Annotated in this window: 15 protein-coding genes; 12 read left to right on the top strand and 3 right to left on the bottom strand. The window is 65.2% G+C overall.

Annotated features, from left to right (window positions below; genetic code table 11):
- Positions 1–2 precede the first annotated feature (2 nt).
- Complete coding sequence (locus K7G81_RS07285; protein WP_223030059.1) at positions 3–1,607, bottom strand: bifunctional GNAT family N-acetyltransferase/carbon-nitrogen hydrolase family protein; 1,605 nt, start codon at positions 1,605–1,607, stop codon at positions 3–5.
- Positions 1,608–1,714: 107 nt separating this feature from the next.
- On the bottom strand, positions 1,715–2,941 hold the full coding sequence (locus tag K7G81_RS07280) for an NADP-dependent isocitrate dehydrogenase (RefSeq protein WP_223030058.1): 1,227 nt from the start codon (positions 2,939–2,941) through the stop codon (positions 1,715–1,717).
- Between the two features lie 284 nt (positions 2,942–3,225).
- Here K7G81_RS07280 and K7G81_RS07275 point away from each other — a divergent pair, with 284 nt between their 5' ends.
- Positions 3,226–3,954 carry a phosphatidylserine decarboxylase gene (locus K7G81_RS07275; RefSeq protein WP_223030057.1) on the top strand — a complete coding sequence of 243 codons (729 nt, stop codon included), beginning with the start codon at positions 3,226–3,228 and terminating at the stop codon, positions 3,952–3,954.
- 111 nt (positions 3,955–4,065) lie between these two features.
- On the top strand, positions 4,066–4,857 hold the full coding sequence (locus K7G81_RS07270) for a CDP-alcohol phosphatidyltransferase family protein (RefSeq protein ID WP_223030056.1): 792 nt from the start codon (positions 4,066–4,068) through the stop codon (positions 4,855–4,857).
- Here the strand turns inward: K7G81_RS07270 and K7G81_RS07265 are convergent.
- The gene (locus K7G81_RS07265) at positions 4,802–5,017 is read right to left on the bottom strand and encodes a hypothetical protein (protein WP_223030055.1); all 216 of its coding nucleotides are present in this window, start codon (positions 5,015–5,017) and stop codon (positions 4,802–4,804) included. The two genes, K7G81_RS07270 and K7G81_RS07265, sit on opposite strands and share 56 nt — an antisense overlap.
- Positions 5,018–5,252: 235 nt before the next feature.
- On the opposite strand from K7G81_RS07265, the gene rpsB reads away from it, so the two are divergent.
- The 10 genes from rpsB (at position 5,253) to K7G81_RS07215 (ending at position 16,028) form a co-directional block, all read left to right on the top strand.
- Positions 5,253–6,116 carry a 30S ribosomal protein S2 gene (rpsB, locus tag K7G81_RS07260; RefSeq protein WP_223030054.1) on the top strand — a complete coding sequence of 288 codons (864 nt, stop codon included), beginning with the start codon at positions 5,253–5,255 and terminating at the stop codon, positions 6,114–6,116.
- 90 nt (positions 6,117–6,206) lie between these two features.
- Positions 6,207–7,133, top strand: coding sequence for a translation elongation factor Ts (tsf, locus tag K7G81_RS07255; protein WP_223030053.1), 927 nt, complete (start codon positions 6,207–6,209; stop codon positions 7,131–7,133).
- A gap of 170 nt (positions 7,134–7,303) precedes the next feature.
- Positions 7,304–8,032: a UMP kinase gene (gene pyrH, locus K7G81_RS07250; protein WP_223030052.1), complete on the top strand. Its 729-nt coding sequence runs from the start codon at positions 7,304–7,306 to the stop codon at positions 8,030–8,032.
- On the top strand, positions 8,032–8,589 hold the full coding sequence (frr, locus tag K7G81_RS07245) for a ribosome recycling factor (protein ID WP_223030051.1): 558 nt from the start codon (positions 8,032–8,034) through the stop codon (positions 8,587–8,589). Before pyrH ends, frr begins: the two co-directional genes overlap by 1 nt.
- Before the next feature lie 97 nt (positions 8,590–8,686).
- On the top strand, positions 8,687–9,421 hold the full coding sequence (locus tag K7G81_RS07240) for an isoprenyl transferase (RefSeq protein WP_223030050.1): 735 nt from the start codon (positions 8,687–8,689) through the stop codon (positions 9,419–9,421).
- Between the two features lie 23 nt (positions 9,422–9,444).
- Entirely contained in the window at positions 9,445–10,227 is a 783-nt protein-coding gene (locus tag K7G81_RS07235; protein WP_223030049.1) for a phosphatidate cytidylyltransferase, read from the top strand.
- The gene (locus K7G81_RS07230) at positions 10,221–11,378 is read left to right on the top strand and encodes a 1-deoxy-D-xylulose-5-phosphate reductoisomerase (RefSeq protein WP_223030048.1); all 1,158 of its coding nucleotides are present in this window, start codon (positions 10,221–10,223) and stop codon (positions 11,376–11,378) included. Before K7G81_RS07235 ends, K7G81_RS07230 begins: the two co-directional genes overlap by 7 nt.
- Positions 11,375–12,508, top strand: coding sequence for a M50 family metallopeptidase (locus K7G81_RS07225; protein WP_223030047.1), 1,134 nt, complete (start codon positions 11,375–11,377; stop codon positions 12,506–12,508). The genes K7G81_RS07230 and K7G81_RS07225 overlap by 4 nt, the downstream gene beginning before the upstream one ends.
- 62 nt (positions 12,509–12,570) lie before the next feature.
- Positions 12,571–15,366, top strand: a complete 2,796-nt coding sequence (bamA, locus tag K7G81_RS07220) for an outer membrane protein assembly factor BamA (RefSeq protein WP_223030046.1) — start codon at positions 12,571–12,573, stop codon at positions 15,364–15,366.
- Positions 15,366–16,028, top strand: coding sequence for an OmpH family outer membrane protein (locus K7G81_RS07215; RefSeq protein WP_223030045.1), 663 nt, complete (start codon positions 15,366–15,368; stop codon positions 16,026–16,028). Before bamA ends, K7G81_RS07215 begins: the two co-directional genes overlap by 1 nt.
- Positions 16,029–16,062: the final 34 nt, after the last annotated feature.

Genomic DNA, 16,062 nt, shown 5'->3' with positions numbered 1-16,062 from the left:
CCTCACCCCCCGCCGGGCCCGTGCGGCCCCTCGGCGGGGGTCCGGCGCGGCGCATTGTGCGGCGTGTGCTGCTCGAAATCGATGCGATAGAGGTCGAAGCGGCGATCGGTGAGGTTGCGCACCGTGCCTTCGGTGCGTGCCCAGGTAAGATCGGCGAGATTGACGTCGCTGATCGTCAGCGTCTCGACATTCTCGCTTGCTTCGGCCGCGATACCGTCGCGCGCGAAGGGAAAATCGCACGGCGTCAGGATGCAGCTCTGCGCATATTGGATGTCCATATTGTCGACATTGGGCAGATTGCCGACGTTTCCGGACAATACGACGTAGCATTGATTCTCGATCGCGCGCGCCTGGCAGCAATAGCGCACGCGCAGATAGCCCTGGCGGTTGTCGGTGCAGAACGGCACGAACAGGATGCGCGCGCCCTCGTCGACCAGACGCCGCGCGAGCTCGGGAAACTCGCTGTCGTAGCAGATCAGGATGCCGACCGGCCCGCAATCGGTCTGAATCACGTCTACCTCGTCGCCGCCCTTGATGTTCCACCAATAGCGTTCGTTCGGGGTTGGATGGATCTTTTCGCGGGCATGGACCGATCCGTCGCGCAGGCAGACATAGGCGACATTCTGGATGTCGCCGTCGTCGGTGCGGGTCGGATGCGATCCGCCGATGATGTTGATATTGTATTTGAGCGCCATCCGGCTGAGCTCGCTCACCAGCCGCGGCGTATGATCGGTCAGCGCGTCGATCGCATCCATCGGCGATAGTTCGCGCTTCTCGAACGAGAGCAGGGGGAGGGTGAACAGCTCCGGAAAAACGACGAAATCGGAACGATAATCGGCCGCGACATCAACGAAATACTCGATGTTGCCGAGAAAGTCCTCGAAATCGGTAACGGCACGCGCCTGGAGCTGGACGGTGGCGAGGCGCACGCTCTCGACGTCGCGTGGCAGCGAATAGCGTTTGTCGGCATCGTCGGGCACATAAGGGTTGCGCCAGACGAGCAGCGCGGCATTGCCCGCCGAGCGCTTGTCCTCGGGCAGGTAATTCTCGAAGACGCCCTTGATCTCGAACCCGTTGCGCAACTGGAAGCTGACGACGGGATCGCGCAGCTTGCGCGTTGCGATCGCTTCCAGATAGCCGGCGGGGCCATCCACCTTGCGGCGATTGCGCTGATAGCCGGGCATCCGGCCGCCGATGACGATGCCTTTCAGCTCGAGGCGTTCGGCCAGCGCCTTGCGCGAATCGTAGAGCCGCTGCCCGATGCGCACGCCGCGGACCTTGGGGTCGACGCACATCTCGTAGCCATAGAGCCACGCGCCGGTCGGATCGTGGCGCGAGCCGAAGCCGTTGGCGGTGATCTCTTCCCAGTCGTGCGGTGCGAAGGCGACGTCCTCGTCGAGCCGCATCGACGCGCAATAGCCGACGATCTTGCCGTCGTAGAGCGCGACGAACTGGCCTTCGGGGAAGTGGTTGATCTGCCCGCGAACCTGACCGCGGCTGTAGCCCGAGATGCGGTCGTAAGCGCGCTCGACGAGATCGATGATGCCGGGCACGTCGCGCGTCGTGGCGAGGCGGACTTCGAGGCGTTTGGTGGTCGAACGGGGCATTTAGGGGCGGTTCCGATCAGCTGGCATTGAAGCGACCTCTCTTCCAGTCGTCACCCGGAACACGTCCAGCATGACGATAGAAGAAAGGTCGCTTCCTACCAAATCGTTCAGCCCAGCCCCTGTTCCGCCATCGCCTTCTCCAGATTCGAGCGGATCGCCTCGAAGAACTGCTCGGTGGTCATCCACGGCTGGTTCGGACCGATCAGGATGGCGAGATCCTTGGTCATCTGGCCGCTCTCGACCGTCTCGACGCAGACGCGCTCGAGCGTCTCGGCGAACTTGGTGACGTCGGGCGTGCCGTCGAACTGGCCGCGGAACTTGAGGCCGCCGGTCCAGGCGAAGATCGAGGCGATCGGGTTGGTCGAGGTCGCCTTGCCCTGCTGGTGCTGGCGGTAGTGACGCGTGACGGTGCCGTGCGCTGCCTCGGCCTCGATCGTCTTGCCGTCGGGGGTCATCAACACCGAGGTCATCAGGCCGAGCGAGCCGAAGCCCTGAGCGACCTGATCCGACTGCACGTCGCCGTCATAATTCTTGCACGCCCAGACGAACTCACCGCTCCACTTGAGCGCGCTCGCCACCATGTCGTCGATCAGGCGGTGCTGATATTCGATGCCGGCTTCCTTGAACTTGCCTTCGAATTCGGCCTCGTAGATTTCCTGGAACAGATCCTTGAAGCGGCCGTCATAGGCCTTGAGGATGGTGTTCTTGGTCGACAGGTACACCGGCCACTTGCGGTTGAGGCCGTAATTCATCGACGCGCGGGCGAAATCGCGGATCGAATCGTCGAGATTGTACATGCCCATCGCGACGCCCGACGACGGGAAATCGAACACGTCGAAATCGAGCGTCTCGCCGTTCTCGCCTTCCCACTTCATGGTCAGCTTGCCGGGGCCGGGGACGCGGAAGTCGGTCGCGCGATACTGGTCGCCGAAGGCGTGACGGCCGACGACGATCGGCTTGGTCCAGCCCGGGATCAGGCGCGGGACGTTCGAAATGACGATCGGCTCTCGGAAGATCGTGCCGCCCAGGATGTTGCGGATCGTGCCGTTGGGCGAGCGCCACATCTTCTTGAGGCCGAATTCCTCGACCCGCGCCTCGTCCGGCGTGATCGTCGCGCATTTCACGCCGACGCCGTATTTCTGGATCGCCTTGGCCGAATCGATGGTGATCTGGTCGTTGGTCTCGTCGCGCTTCTCGACCGACAGGTCGTAATATTCGAGGCCGATGTCGAGATACGGCTTGATCAGGCGCTCGCGGATCCATTCCCAGATGATCCGCGTCATTTCGTCGCCGTCGATCTCCACGACGGGCGTTTTCACCTTGATCTTCGCCATTGTCTCTCTTTCGTCAAAAGGAAGGGGTCGCGCTGGCCACTAAGGGCATGGCGTCGCGCGATCAAGCCGCGGCTCGCTCGACCGGTGAAGTGGAGAAAGTGGAGAGCGTCGCACGGTTTCGTCCACTTCGCCGCGATCGCCGCATGATAGAGGAGGAAGCGGCAGGGGGAGGGCGTGCGTATAGAACATAAAAAGAACATATGACGAGACACGCGTGTAGGAAAGCGATTTCGGCGAGCGGAGCGCGTTGTCTTATGTCAGCGACACAGCTAGACCCGGCGCCCATGAGTTCGCTCGAAAAGCCGCCGGTCGGCACTTCCACGGTAAAATGGCGCTTTCCGGACATGCATCCGGAGGGGCGCAAATATGTCTTGATCGCCGGCGTCATCGCGCTGGTGTCGTTTTGGATCTGGGATATCGCGACCTGGCCGCTGATCGGCCTTGCGGTGTGGGTGGCGGTGTTCTTCCGCGATCCGGTGCGCGTCACGCCGCAGGGCGACGACCTGATCGTAGCACCCGCCGACGGGCTGGTGACGATGATCGAGCGCGTGCCCGTGCCGGTCGAGATGGCCGGGCCGAACGGGCTCGGCGATGCGCCGCTGGTGCGCATCTCGATCTTCATGAGCGTGTTCGACGTGCATGTGAACCGCACGCCGATCGCCGGGACGATCCGCTCGGTCGTCTATATTTCGGGCAAGTTCCTCAACGCCGATCTCGACAAGGCGAGCGAGGAGAATGAGCGGCAGCATATCCTGGTCGAGAGTTTCGACGGGCGGCGGATCGGGTTCACCCAGATCGCGGGGCTGGTCGCGCGGCGGATCGTGCCGTTCGTCAAGCCGGGCGACATCGTCGCGGCGGGGCAGCGCGTCGGGCTGATCCGCTTCGGCAGCCGCGTCGACGTCTATCTGCCCGAGGGCGTCGAGCCGCAGGTCGCGCTCGGCCAGCGCAGCATCGCCGGCGAAACCGTGCTCGGCCGGATCGGCCTGCCGGCGGCGATCGGCGTGGCGCAGTGACGGAAAGATCCGGCTGCGTCGGGCGTAGAGCGTGGTGATGATGACGCACCGCTCACACCATTCGTCATGCCGGAACACGTCCGGGGTGATGGCTTTGGCGGCGTGCCGAGCATGAGGCCGCCGCTCCGCCGGCCGGTTCGCGGCCTGCCGCTTCGCGCCGTCGCGCCCAACGCCGTCACCGCGCTGGCCTTGTGCTTCGGCCTCTCCGCGATCCGTTACGCGATCGGCGGCGAGTGGGAGCGTGCCGTCCTGATGATCATGGTCGCGGGCGTGCTCGATGGGCTCGACGGTCGCGTCGCCCGAATGCTGCATGGTGCGAGCCGGTTCGGGGCCGAGCTCGATTCGCTTTCCGATGTTGTGTCCTTCGGCGTGTCGCCGGCGGTGGTGGTCTATCTATGGGCGCTGATCGGGGTGCCGAAGCTGGGCTGGATCTGCGCGCTCGTCCTTGCCGTGTTCTGCGCGCTGCGGCTGGCGCGCTTCAACGCCAATATCGACGTGAGCGAGCAACCGCATAAATCGGCGGGCTTCCTCACCGGCGTCCCCGCGCCGGCGGGGGCGCTGCTGGCGATGCTGCCGATGTATTGCTGGTTCTGGAGCGATCTCGACTGGTTCCGCTCGCCGCTGCTGGTGGCCCCCTGGGTCGCGTTCGTTGCGCTGATGATGGTGTCGAGCGTCGCGACCTTCAGCTGGTCGTCGATGCGCCTGCGCCGCAACATCCGCTTCGAGGCGCTGGCGGTGATCGTGCTGTTCGGCGCGGCACTGCTTACCGCGCCCTGGCAGACGCTGACCGTGCTGTGCGTCGGTTACGTCCTCGCGATCCCGTTCAGCGTGCGCGCTTATAGCCGAGTCAGGCGGCTTCGCGCATCCGCTCCGCGAGACGCGTCACCCGCCGATCCTGCCTGACGGCCTGATGCCGGCGCGCCAACACCAGGCGCGGCTGCGGCATCGGTTTCCCGGCAAGCGCGGCAACGATGCTATCCCATGACGGCACCAGCGTGCCCGCGATCACTGCGACGATCAGCGCCACCGCGCCTGCGAAAATCAGAGCCGAAATCACCGCCATGACCATTCTCCTGCCTCGGGCGGAAACGCGAGCGGCTAAACCGAAAACAAGCCGCCAAGGTTCCGTGTTCGTTCTTCGGAGCCTTTATGTTCCATCAATGTTCCCCATGTCAACGCTTGATTTGCGCGCAGCGCTGGGCTAAGCGCGCCGCCTCAACCCCGCATGGGAAGCGCACATACCGGTGCCCTTGAAGGGTCACTGCTTCCCAGAGGACTAACCGGAAAGGAATTTGATTATGGCGGCTCCCGTCGTCACCATGCAGCAGTTGCTCGAGACCGGCGCGCATTTCGGTCACCAGACGCACCGCTGGAACCCCAAGATGAAGCCGTACATCTTCGGCGATCGCAACGGCGTCCACATCATCGACCTGTCGCAGACCGTGCCGCTGTTCGCGCGCGCGCTCGAATTCGTCAGCTCGACCGTCGCCGCCGGCGGCAAGGTGCTGTTCGTCGGCACCAAGCGCCAGGCGCAGGAGCCGATCGCCGAGGCCGCGCGCAAGTCGGGCCAGCATTTCGTCAACCATCGCTGGCTCGGCGGCATGCTGACCAACTGGAAGACGATCTCGCAGTCGATCAAGCGCTTCAAGACGCTGGAAGAGCGCCTGTCGGGCGACACCGCGGGCCTGACCAAGAAGGAAGTCCTTCAGCTCACCCGTGAGCGCGACAAGCTCGAGCTGTCGCTCGGCGGTATCCGCGACATGGGCGGCATCCCCGATGTCATGTTCGTGATCGACGCCAACAAGGAAGAGCTGGCGATCAAGGAAGCCAACACGCTCGGCATCCCGGTCGTTGCGATCCTCGATTCGAACGTCTCGCCCGACGGCATCGCCTTCCCGGTTCCGGCGAACGACGATGCGAGCCGCGCGATCCGCCTCTATTGCGAAGCCGTGGCGATCGCCGCGACCCGTGGCGGCCAGGACGCCGCGCAGATGAGCGGGCAGGATTTCGGCGCGATGGCCGAGCCGCCGGTCGAGCAGGCCGTCGCCACCCCGGCGGCCGAGCCCGAGGAGCAGTCGGCCGCGGTCACCGAGACCAACGCGCCGACCGAGGCCGAAGTCGCCGAGGCGGCTGCCGAGACCGAGCGCCAGATCGACGCCTGATCCGCCGTCGCGGAACTGCAATACGGGCGGGGTAGGGCGCGCGCTCTACCTCGCCCGCACCCATATTCACGAAAGCTAGAGGAAAAAGACATGGCCGAGATCACGGCAGCGATGGTCAAGGAGCTCCGCGAAAAGAGCGGTGCCGGCATGATGGATTGCAAGAAGGCGCTGGCCGAAGCGAGCGGTGACATGGACGCGGCGGTCGATTGGCTGCGCACCAAGGGCCTCGCCGCCGCCGCCAAGAAGTCGAGCCGCACCGCGGCCGAGGGCCTGGTCGGCATCGAGGTGCAGGGCACCAGGGGCGCTGCCGTCGAGGTCAATTCGGAGACCGATTTCGTCGCCAAGAACGAGCAGTTCCAGGCGTTCGTCCGTGACGTCACCACGGTCGCGCTCGACGCGGGCGACGACGTCGAGGCGATCAAGGCGGCGCCGCTTGACGGCAAGACCGTTGAGGAAGTGCTGACCAACAACATCGCGACGATCGGCGAGAACCAGTCGATCCGCCGTGCGAAGCGCCTCGAAGTGTCGAACGGCGCGATCGTGCCCTATGTCCACAATGCGCAGGCCCCCGGCCTCGGCAAGATCGGCGTGCTCGTCGCGCTCGAGAGCGAGGCCGGCGCCGACGTGCTCGAGCCGCTCGGCAAGCAGATCGCGATGCACATCGCCGCGGCGTTCCCGCTGGCGCTCGACGAGACCGGGCTCGACCAGGACGTGCTCGAGCGCGAGCGCGCGATCGCGACCGAAAAGGCCAGCGAATCGGGCAAGCCCGCCGAGATCGTCGCGAAGATGGTCGATGGCGCGGTGAAGAAGTTCGCCAAGGAGAATGCGCTGATGTCGCAGCTCTTCGTGATGGACAACAAGACCCCCGTGGCCGACGTCGTCGCCAAGGCTGGCAAGGACGCCGGCAAGCCGATCACGCTCAAGGATTACGTCCGCTTCCAGCTCGGCGAGGGCATCGAGAAGGAAGAGAGCGATTTCGCTGCCGAGGTCGCCGCGACCGCCGGTATCAAGAAGTAATCGCGCACCATCGAAGGGGCGGGCGCCGGCAGCGGCTGGCGTCCGCCCTTTTTGCGCCCGGCGAACGTGCATCGTTTCTGCACGATCGCTCGGTGGTATCAACGCTTGGCACACGCGAGACGCGCCTCTAAGGTCCGCGCCGCCGCCTCGCTGACAATCCTGTAGGTTTCATGTCCACGCCCCGTTTCAAACGCATCCTTCTCAAGCTTTCCGGCGAGGTCCTGATGGGCGAGGGCGGTCTCGCGATCGATCCCGCGGTCACCGGCCGCGTCGCCGAGGAAATCGCCGCGGTGCGCGCAATGGGGCATGAACTCTGCGTCGTCGTCGGCGGCGGCAACATCTTCCGCGGCATCTCGGGCGCGGCGCGCGGCATGGATCGCGCGACCGGCGATTATATGGGCATGCTGGCGACGGTGATGAACGCGCTCGCCGTGCAGAACGCGCTCGAGCAGATCGGCGTCGATACCCGCGTGCAATCGGCGATCCCGATGGCCAGCGTGTGCGAACCGTTCATCCGCCGCCGCGCCGAACGCCACCTGGAAAAGGGCCGCGTGGTGATCTTCGCCGCGGGCGTCGGCAGCCCCTATTTCACCACCGATACCGGCGCTGCCTTGCGCGCCGCCGAGATGAAGTGCGACGCGTTGTTCAAGGGCACCTCGGTCGATGGCGTCTATGATGCCGATCCCAAGCAAGTCCCCACCGCGAAGCGATACGAAACAGTCTCTTACGACAGGGTCCTCGCCGATAATCTGAAGGTGATGGACGCCAGCGCGGTGGCCTTGTGCCGCGATAACCACATTCCGATCGTCGTCTTCAACATTCGCGGCGAGGGCAATCTCGCCGCCGTCCTGCAGGGCGAGGGAACGTCGACGATCGTCACCGATCAGGAGAGCCAGTGATGCCCGCATACGACAAGGCCGATCTCGAACGCCGCATGGGCGGTGCCGTGGAGGCGCTCAAGCACGATCTCGCCGGCCTGCGCACCGGCCGCGCGTCGACCGCGCTGCTCGATCCGGTGACGGTCGAGGTCTATGGCGCGCACATGCCGCTCAATCAGGTCGCCACCGTCTCGGCGCCGGAGCCGCGCATGCTCAGCGTGCAGGTATGGGACAAGTCGAACATCGGGCCGGTGGAAAAGGCGATCCGTTCGGCCGGCCTGGGGCTCAACCCGATCAATGACGGCAACACGCTGCGCCTGCCGATCCCGGATCTTACCGAGGAACGTCGCAAGGAGCTCGCCAAGCTCGCCGGGCAATATGCCGAAAAGGCGCGGATCGCGGTGCGCAACGTGCGGCGTGACGGCAATGACAGCCTCAAGACCGACGAGAAGAAGGGCGTCTATTCTGAAGACGAGCGCAAGCGGCTCGAAACCGAGGTGCAGAAGCTGACCGACGCGACGATCGCCGATATCGACGCGGCCGCGACGGCCAAGGAAAAGGAAATCATGGGGCAGTGATCGAGCCGCGCGCCCCTAATTCGTTTGCCCTGAGCTTGTCGAAGGGCGCTTTCTCGTGCGTCGACATGCTCGGCGCGAGCGTGAAGGGGGCTGCCCGATGAGCACCGTTCCGGCCCTGGCCAATGGTGGCGAGGGCGCGACCCCGCGCCATGTCGCGATCATCATGGACGGCAACGGGCGCTGGGCGAAGAAGCGCTTCCTGCCGCGTGCCGCCGGGCATCGCGCCGGCGTCGAAGCGGTGCGCAAGGTGACGCGTGCGGCGCGCGCGATGGGGATCGAGGCGTTGACGCTCTACGCCTTCTCCTCGGAAAACTGGCGCCGGCCCGAAAGCGAAGTCAGCGACCTGATGGGGCTGCTGCGGCTGTTCATCCGCAGCGATCTCGACGAGTTGATCCGCGAAAACGTGCGGTTGCGCGTGATCGGCGATTATCGCCGTTTCGCGCCCGATCTGGTCGAGATGGTCGACGACGCGCTGGCGCGGACCGCGGGCAACACCGGCCCGATCCTGGCGATCGCGCTCAATTACGGGGCGCAGGCCGAGCTGATCGCCGCGGCCAAGGCGCTCGCGGCGGACGCGGCGGCGGGGCACCTCAACCCCGAGACGATCGACGAAGCGGCGATCGAGGCGCGGCTCGATACCCGCGACCTGCCGCCGCTCGACCTCTTGATCCGCACCTCGGGCGAGCATCGCTTGTCCAATTTCCTGCTGTGGCAGGCGGCCTATGCCGAATTGCTGTTCGTCGACACGCTGTGGCCCGATTTCGACGGTGCCGCGCTGGCCGAAGCGATCGGATCTTATGGTCGCCGCCAGCGCCGTTTCGGGGGCCTGTGAGCGACGACGCTCCCCCAAGGCAGATGTCCGAGCTGACGCTCAGGACGCTGGTCGGCGTCGCGCTGATCGCGGTCGCCGCGATCGCGCTGATGGTCGGTGGCGTGGTGTTCTGGGCGCTGACCTGCCTGGTCGCCTTGCTGATGATGGCCGAATGGAGCGATCTGTTCGCGGTGCCAGCCAGAACCAAGCGGCTGGCGCAATTCACGTTGGTCGTGCCGCTGGCGATCATGAGCCCGCTCGCCGCCGGCCCCGGCTTCTTCGCGCTCGGCATCCTGGCCGGTGCGGCATTCTTCATCGTCATCGTCAGCCAGCGTCCGCCGCTGGCCCTGGGCATTGTCTACGCCGGCTTGCCGGTGCTGTCGCTGATCCTGATCAGGCGGCAGGAGGACGGCATCCTCTACGCCTTCTGGGCGATGGCACTGGTGTGGGTGACCGATATCGGCGCCTATTTCGCCGGTCGCGCGATCGGCGGCGCCAAGCTCGCCCCGGCGATCAGCCCGAACAAGACCTGGGCCGGGCTGATCGGCGGGATGGTCCTGGCGGCGCTGTTCGGGATCATCATGCACGTCGCTTACGGGCTTGCGCTGCGGCTGACGCTGGCCTCGCCGCTGCTGGCGATCGTCGCGCAGGCGGGCGATCTCTATGAAAGCTGGCTCAAGCGCCGCGCGGGCGTGAAGGATTCGGGCAACATCCTGCCCGGCCATGGCGGCGTGCTCGATCGTATCGACGGGCTGGTGCCGGTGGCGCCCGTCGCGGCGGTACTGGTCGTCGTCGTGCCAAAGCTGTATCCGCTGATCGGATGGTGAAGCGCGTTTCCGTGCTGGGCGCGACCGGATCGGTCGGGCGGTCGACGCTCGACCTGATCGAGCGGTCGCCGGAAGAGTTCGAGGTGGTCGCGCTGACCGCCAATTGCAACGTCGTGGAGCTTGCCGCCGCGGCGATCCGCACCAATGCCAAGCGCGCGGTGGTCGCCGACGAAAGCTGCTTCGCCGATCTGCGCGCACGTCTGTCGGGCACCGGCATCGCCGCGGCGGCAGGCCGGCAGGCGGTGTGCGAGGCCGCGGCCGACAGCGACTGGACGATGGCCGCGATCGTCGGCTGCGCCGGGCTCGAGCCGGTGATCGCGGCGCTGGCGGGCGGCGGCACGGTGGTGCTCGCCAACAAGGAACCGCTGGTTTCGGCCGGCGACCTCGTGCTCGCCGAGGCGAAGAGGCGCGGCGCGACGGTGCTGCCGGCCGATTCGGAGCATAATGCGATCTTCCAGTGCTTCGATTTCGAGCGGCCGGAGCGGGTACGGCGCATCATCCTCACCGCGTCGGGCGGCCCGTTCCGCGAATGGACGAGCGAAGCGATGCGCGTCGTCACTCCTGCGCAGGCCGTCGCGCATCCCAATTGGTCGATGGGCGCCAAGATTTCGGTCGATTCGGCGACGATGATGAACAAGGGCCTCGAACTGATCGAGGCGGCGCGGCTGTTTCCGGTCGATCCGGCGCGAATCGAGATCGTCGTTCATCGCCAGTCGATCATCCATTCGATCGTCGATTATGTCGATGGCTCGATGCTGGCGCAGATGGGGCCCAGCGACATGCGGGTGCCGATCGCGCACACGCTCGCCTGGCCCGATCGCATCGCGACGCCGATGCAGCCGCTCGATCTGGTCCGCATCGGCCGGCTCGATTTCGAGGCGCCGGACGAGGAACGCTTTCCTGCGCTCCGTCTGGCCCGTGAGGCGCTGGCTGCGGGCGGCGCGATGCCGGCGATCCTGAACGCCGCCAATGAAGTCGCCGTTGCGGCGTTTCTTGACGGGCGCATCGGCTTCCTCGAAATTGCCGCAATCGTCGCCGATACGATGATGCGTTATCAGCCCCAGGCGCCGGAAACGCTCGAAGCGGTCCTGGCGGTGGACGCAGAAGCCAGGGCGGTGGCGCGTCAGCGTGTAGAGGATTGCCTCGTTTGACTCAAAATCCCGGCATTTTATTCAGTTTGCTGGCGTTCATGCTGGTGATCGGTCCGCTCGTGTTCGTGCACGAGCTCGGCCATTATTTCGCCGGCCGCTGGTTCGGGGTGAAGGCCGAGGCTTTCTCGATCGGCTTCGGCCACGAAATCGCCGGCTGGACCGACAAGCGCGGCACGCGCTGGAAGCTCGCCTGGCTGCCGCTCGGCGGCTATGTCCGCTTCGCCGGCGACATGAACCCGGCCAGCCAGCCGAGCGCCGACTGGCTTTCGTTGCCGCCGGCCGAGCGCGCGCAGACCTTCCAGGCCAAGCCGTTGTGGCAGCGCGCGATCATCGTCGCCGCCGGCCCGATCACCAATTTCATCATCGCCATCGCCATCCTGTCGGCCTTTGCCTTCGCTTATGGCGACTTGCGCACGCCCACCGTGGTCGGCGCGGTGATGCCGAACAGTCCGGCGCAGGTCACGGGGCTGCAGGCGGGCGACCGCATCACCGCCGTCGGCGGGCGTTCGTTCGACACGTTCGATCAGCTCGCGCGCTATGTCGTGTTGCGGCCCGGCGAGAAGGTCGAGATCGATTTCGTCCGCAACGGCAAGCCGATGGCGCAGCAGGCGACGCTCGGCCGCGTCGAGCAGCGCGATCGCTTCGGCAACCATTTCGTCATCGGGCAGCTCGGCGTGCAGGCGACCGATCCCGTTCTCACCACGGTCGGCCTTGCCGAAGCGCCGGTGGTCGGCCTGCGCAGAGCCGGCGAGCTCGTTCAGGTGACGATCGACGGGATCGGCCAGATCGTCTCGGGACGGCGCTCGGTCAAGGACTTGAACGGCCCGGTCGGCACCGCGCGGATCGCCGGCGAGCAGATGACGCTTGGGCCCGATGCCTTCGTCGCGTTGATCGCGGTCGTTTCGATTAACCTCGGATTCATCAACCTGTTGCCAGTTCCCATGCTCGATGGTGGCCATTTGCTGTTCTACGCGATTGAGGCGGTCCGGCGCCGGCCGCTCGGCGCCGAAGCGCAGGAATGGGCGTTTCGCGGCGGGCTGGCGGCACTGGCTGCGCTGATTCTGGTGGTGACGTTCAACGATTTGGGCGCTTTCGGACTGTGGAAGAACCTCGCCGGGTTGATCGGGTGAGGCGGTTAGGGCAGGGCATGGCGCGCCGTTTCCGGCAAAGCGATTCCGTTTAGGGTGGGACTGTGACAGTAACCAACGCATCGAAGCTCGGCACGCGAGCATTGACCTGGCTGCTGGCCGGCACGATCCTGTCGGGCCTGCCCGCCGTCGCGTCCGCGCAGGATGCGGCTGCCCAGGGTCAGGCCACGCCGCAAGACCAGTCTGCGCCCGCTCCAGCTCAGGGGCAGACCGCCCCGGCGGCCGCGCAACCCGCCGGAGCGGCCGGCGCGCCCGCGGTTGCACCCGCCCCGGCGCCGGTGCGCATCATCAAGTCGCTGAGCGTCGACGGCTCGCAGCGGATCGAGCCCGCGACGGTGCTCTCCTACACCAAGCTGCGGGTCGGCGAGCCCTATGACAATGCGATCCTCGATCAGGCGATCCGCGATCTCTACAACAGCGGCTTCTTCGCCGATGTCAGCATCGATGGCGTCGAAAGCGGCAACATCGTCGTCAAGGTGAAGGAAAACCCGCTGATTAACCGGGTGATCCTCGAAGGCAACAAGCACCTCAAGAGCGACAAAATCCAGAAGGAGATCAAGCTCGCACCGCGGCAGATCTTCACCCGCACCGGCGTTCGCCAGGACGTGTCGCGCATCCTGGAGCTTTATCGCCGCGAAGGCCGGTTCGGCGCCAATGTGCAGCCGGAGATGGTCGCGCTCGATCAGAACCGCGTCGACGTGATCTTCGACATTACCGAGGGTGACAAGTCCAAGGTCCGCCAGATCAACATCATCGGCAACCACGTCTTTTCCGACGGCAAGCTGCGCAAGCAGATGGCGACCAAGGAAGCGCGGCTGCTGACGATCCTGTCGTCGAACACGACCTACGATCAGGATCGCATGGCCTATGACCAGCAGAAGCTGCGTCAATTCTACCTGACCGAAGGCTATGCCGATTTCCGCGTGACGTCCGCCGTTGCCGAGCTGGCGCCGAACAAGAAGGACTTCATCATCACTTATGTGATCGAGGAAGGAAAACGCTACAAGTTCGGTGACGTCACGGTCGACAGCGACATCCGCGATTTCGACGGCAAGCGCCTCGCCAAGACGCTGCCGTTCCACAAGGGCGACTGGTACAACGCCAAGTCGGTCGAGGACGCGCTCGACAGCCTGACCAACACGGCCGGCCTGTTCGGCTATGCCTTTGCCAATGTCGATCCGGAATACACGCCCCATCCCGACACGCAGACGATGGACCTCAACTTCCATATCGGCGAGGCCAAGCGCACTTATGTCGAGCGGATCGACATCAACGGCAATACGCAGACACAGGACAAGGTGATCCGTCGCGAGATGCGGCTCGCGGAAGGCGATGCTTTTAACACTTTCCAGGTCAAGCGGTCGTCGGATCGGATCAACAGCCTCGGCTATTTCCAGGACAAGTTCGAGATCAAGCAGGCGCAGGGCTCGGCGCCCGATCGCGTGATCCTGCAGGCCGATCTCCAGGAAAAGGCAACCGGCGAGCTGTCGCTTTCGGCGGGCTATTCGGATCTCGAAGGCTTCATCATCCAGGGCGGCATCACCCAGAACAATTTCCGCGGCATGGGCCAGACGCTCAGCGCCAACGTGCAATGGTCCTATTATTCCAAGTCGATCGATCTCGGCTTCACCGAGCCGCATCTGTTCGACAAGGAAATCGCGCTTGGCGGCAATATCTTCCGCCGCGATTACAACGCGTTCAACTATATCGGTGACAGCCGCGAGACGACCTATGGCGACGTTTCGACCGGTTTCCAGATCCGCACCGGCGTGCCGATTACCGAATATTGGAGCCTCGCCGGGCGCTATCAGCTGACCTACGATCAGGTGTCGCTCGACAAGGGCACCTATTATACCGACGGCGCCTGCGATCCGCTCAAGGCCGGGCGCTACCTTTGCGATTCGCTGGGCAATCGCTGGACCTCGGCGCTCGGCTATTCGATCATCTATTCGACGCTGAACAATGCGCTGCATCCCAGCGCCGGCACGCGGATGACGTTCAGCCAGGATTTCGCCGGCCTCGGCGGCAATGTGCGCTACGTCAAGACGCGCGCCGATTACGCCCATTATTGGGGCTTCGGCAGCGGCTGGATCCTGTCGGCGCGTGCCGAGGGCGGCTGGATCGCGCCGCTGGAGAAGAACCCCGGCCCGGGCATCGACGCGGTGCGGCTGACCGACCGCTTCCTGCTCGGCGAACCGCAGTTCCGCGGCTTCGACATTCGCGGCATCGGGCCGCGCGTGAAGCGTTATTATTACACCACCGATTCCGACGGAAAGCAGGTCCTCAATACCGACAAGAATTCGGTGGCGGACGACGCACTTGGTGGGCGCGCTTATTATCTCGGCCACCTCGAGCTCGAGCTGCCGCTCGGCGCGGGCGCATCGGAACTCGGGCTCAGGCCGTCGATCTATGTCGATGTCGGCGCGTTGTTCGGGCTCAAGAAGCCGCTGCCGACCGCGAGCTTCCCGACGCATGTCGATACCAACGGCAACACGATCGTCGATCCGCTGTTCATCGCCACCAAGGACAGCTCGGGCAACCCACTGTACGAATATGTCGGTGCTGACGGCTCCTATATCCAGACGACCTGCGCGGCCGGCGTGCCCGACGGCAGCGGCGGCTGTAACGGTGTGACCTCGAACACCGCGCTGGGCCAGACCGTTTCGCCGTTCAAGGAAGTCTATCTCGGCGATTCGCCGAGCCCGCGCGTCTCCGTCGGCATCGGCGTCAACTGGAATTCACCGTTCGGCCCGTTGCGGATCGACGTCGCCAAGGCGTTGGTGACGCAACCGGGCGATGACAAGAAACTTATCACCTTCAATGTAGGGGCTTCTTACTGATGACCAATATCTCCAAACTCGTGTTTGCCGCCGCGATTGCCGCTCCCGGCCTGATCGCTGCCGCGGCGCCGGCCAGCGCCCAGTCGGTCGCTGTGCTCGATCCCGATGCGGCGATCGCCAATTCCAATGCATGGAAGACGGCGGCGCAGACGATCCAGACCACCTACAAGGCCCAGATCGCCCAGGTGCAGGCGCGCCAGACCGCGCTCGCCAACGAGATCAAGACCTCGGCCGCGCCGCTCGATACCAACAAGGACGGCCAGATCTCGCAGGCCGAACTGCAGGCCGCGCAGACCTCGAATCCGAACGCGGTGAAGGCGCTCCAGGCCAAGGAGCAGTCGGCGCAGCAGGAATTGCAGCGGATGTCGCTGCCGTTCAATCGTGCCAAGGCCTATGCGATCGAACAGATCAGCGGGCATGAGGACGATGCTGTTTCCAACGTCGTCAAGCAGCGCAAGATCGCCGTGCTGCTGCGCCCGGAAGCGACCTTCGTCGCCGATCCCTCGGCTGACGTCACCAGCGCCGTCACCGCCGAGCTCGATCGCCTGATCACCGCGCCGGTCAGCGTCACGCCGCCGGCCAATTGGCAGCCGGGTCAGCAGCAGCAACAGGCTGCCCCCGCGGCACCGGCCGCCAACCCGTCAGCGCCGGCGGGCCGGTGAGCGACGACGCGACGGCGGACCGCCGCACCGGGCC

The sequence above is a fragment of the Hephaestia mangrovi genome (assembly GCF_019880555.1).
Classification (GTDB): Bacteria; Pseudomonadota; Alphaproteobacteria; order Sphingomonadales; family Sphingomonadaceae; genus Sphingomonas; species Sphingomonas mangrovi.
The sequence above is the reverse complement of the archived record's forward strand: the minus strand, read 5'-3'. Positions and strand labels throughout refer to the sequence as shown.

Bases quoted from the DNA above. Each gene is read 5' to 3' on its own strand.
- K7G81_RS07285 (WP_223030059.1), bottom strand. From the start codon at position 1,607: ATGCCCCGTTCGACCACCAAACGCCTCGAAGTCCGCCTCGCCACGACG.
- K7G81_RS07280 (WP_223030058.1), bottom strand. From the start codon at position 2,941: ATGGCGAAGATCAAGGTGAAAACGCCCGTCGTGGAGATCGACGGCGAC.
- K7G81_RS07275 (WP_223030057.1), top strand. From the start codon at position 3,226: ATGAGTTCGCTCGAAAAGCCGCCGGTCGGCACTTCCACGGTAAAATGG.
- K7G81_RS07270 (WP_223030056.1), top strand. From the start codon at position 4,066: ATGAGGCCGCCGCTCCGCCGGCCGGTTCGCGGCCTGCCGCTTCGCGCC.
- K7G81_RS07265 (WP_223030055.1), bottom strand. From the start codon at position 5,017: ATGGCGGTGATTTCGGCTCTGATTTTCGCAGGCGCGGTGGCGCTGATC.
- rpsB (WP_223030054.1), top strand. From the start codon at position 5,253: ATGGCGGCTCCCGTCGTCACCATGCAGCAGTTGCTCGAGACCGGCGCG.
- tsf (WP_223030053.1), top strand. From the start codon at position 6,207: ATGGCCGAGATCACGGCAGCGATGGTCAAGGAGCTCCGCGAAAAGAGC.
- pyrH (WP_223030052.1), top strand. From the start codon at position 7,304: ATGTCCACGCCCCGTTTCAAACGCATCCTTCTCAAGCTTTCCGGCGAG.
- frr (WP_223030051.1), top strand. From the start codon at position 8,032: ATGCCCGCATACGACAAGGCCGATCTCGAACGCCGCATGGGCGGTGCC.
- K7G81_RS07240 (WP_223030050.1), top strand. From the start codon at position 8,687: ATGAGCACCGTTCCGGCCCTGGCCAATGGTGGCGAGGGCGCGACCCCG.
- K7G81_RS07235 (WP_223030049.1), top strand. From the start codon at position 9,445: ATGTCCGAGCTGACGCTCAGGACGCTGGTCGGCGTCGCGCTGATCGCG.
- K7G81_RS07230 (WP_223030048.1), top strand. From the start codon at position 10,221: ATGGTGAAGCGCGTTTCCGTGCTGGGCGCGACCGGATCGGTCGGGCGG.
- K7G81_RS07215 (WP_223030045.1), top strand. From the start codon at position 15,366: ATGACCAATATCTCCAAACTCGTGTTTGCCGCCGCGATTGCCGCTCCC.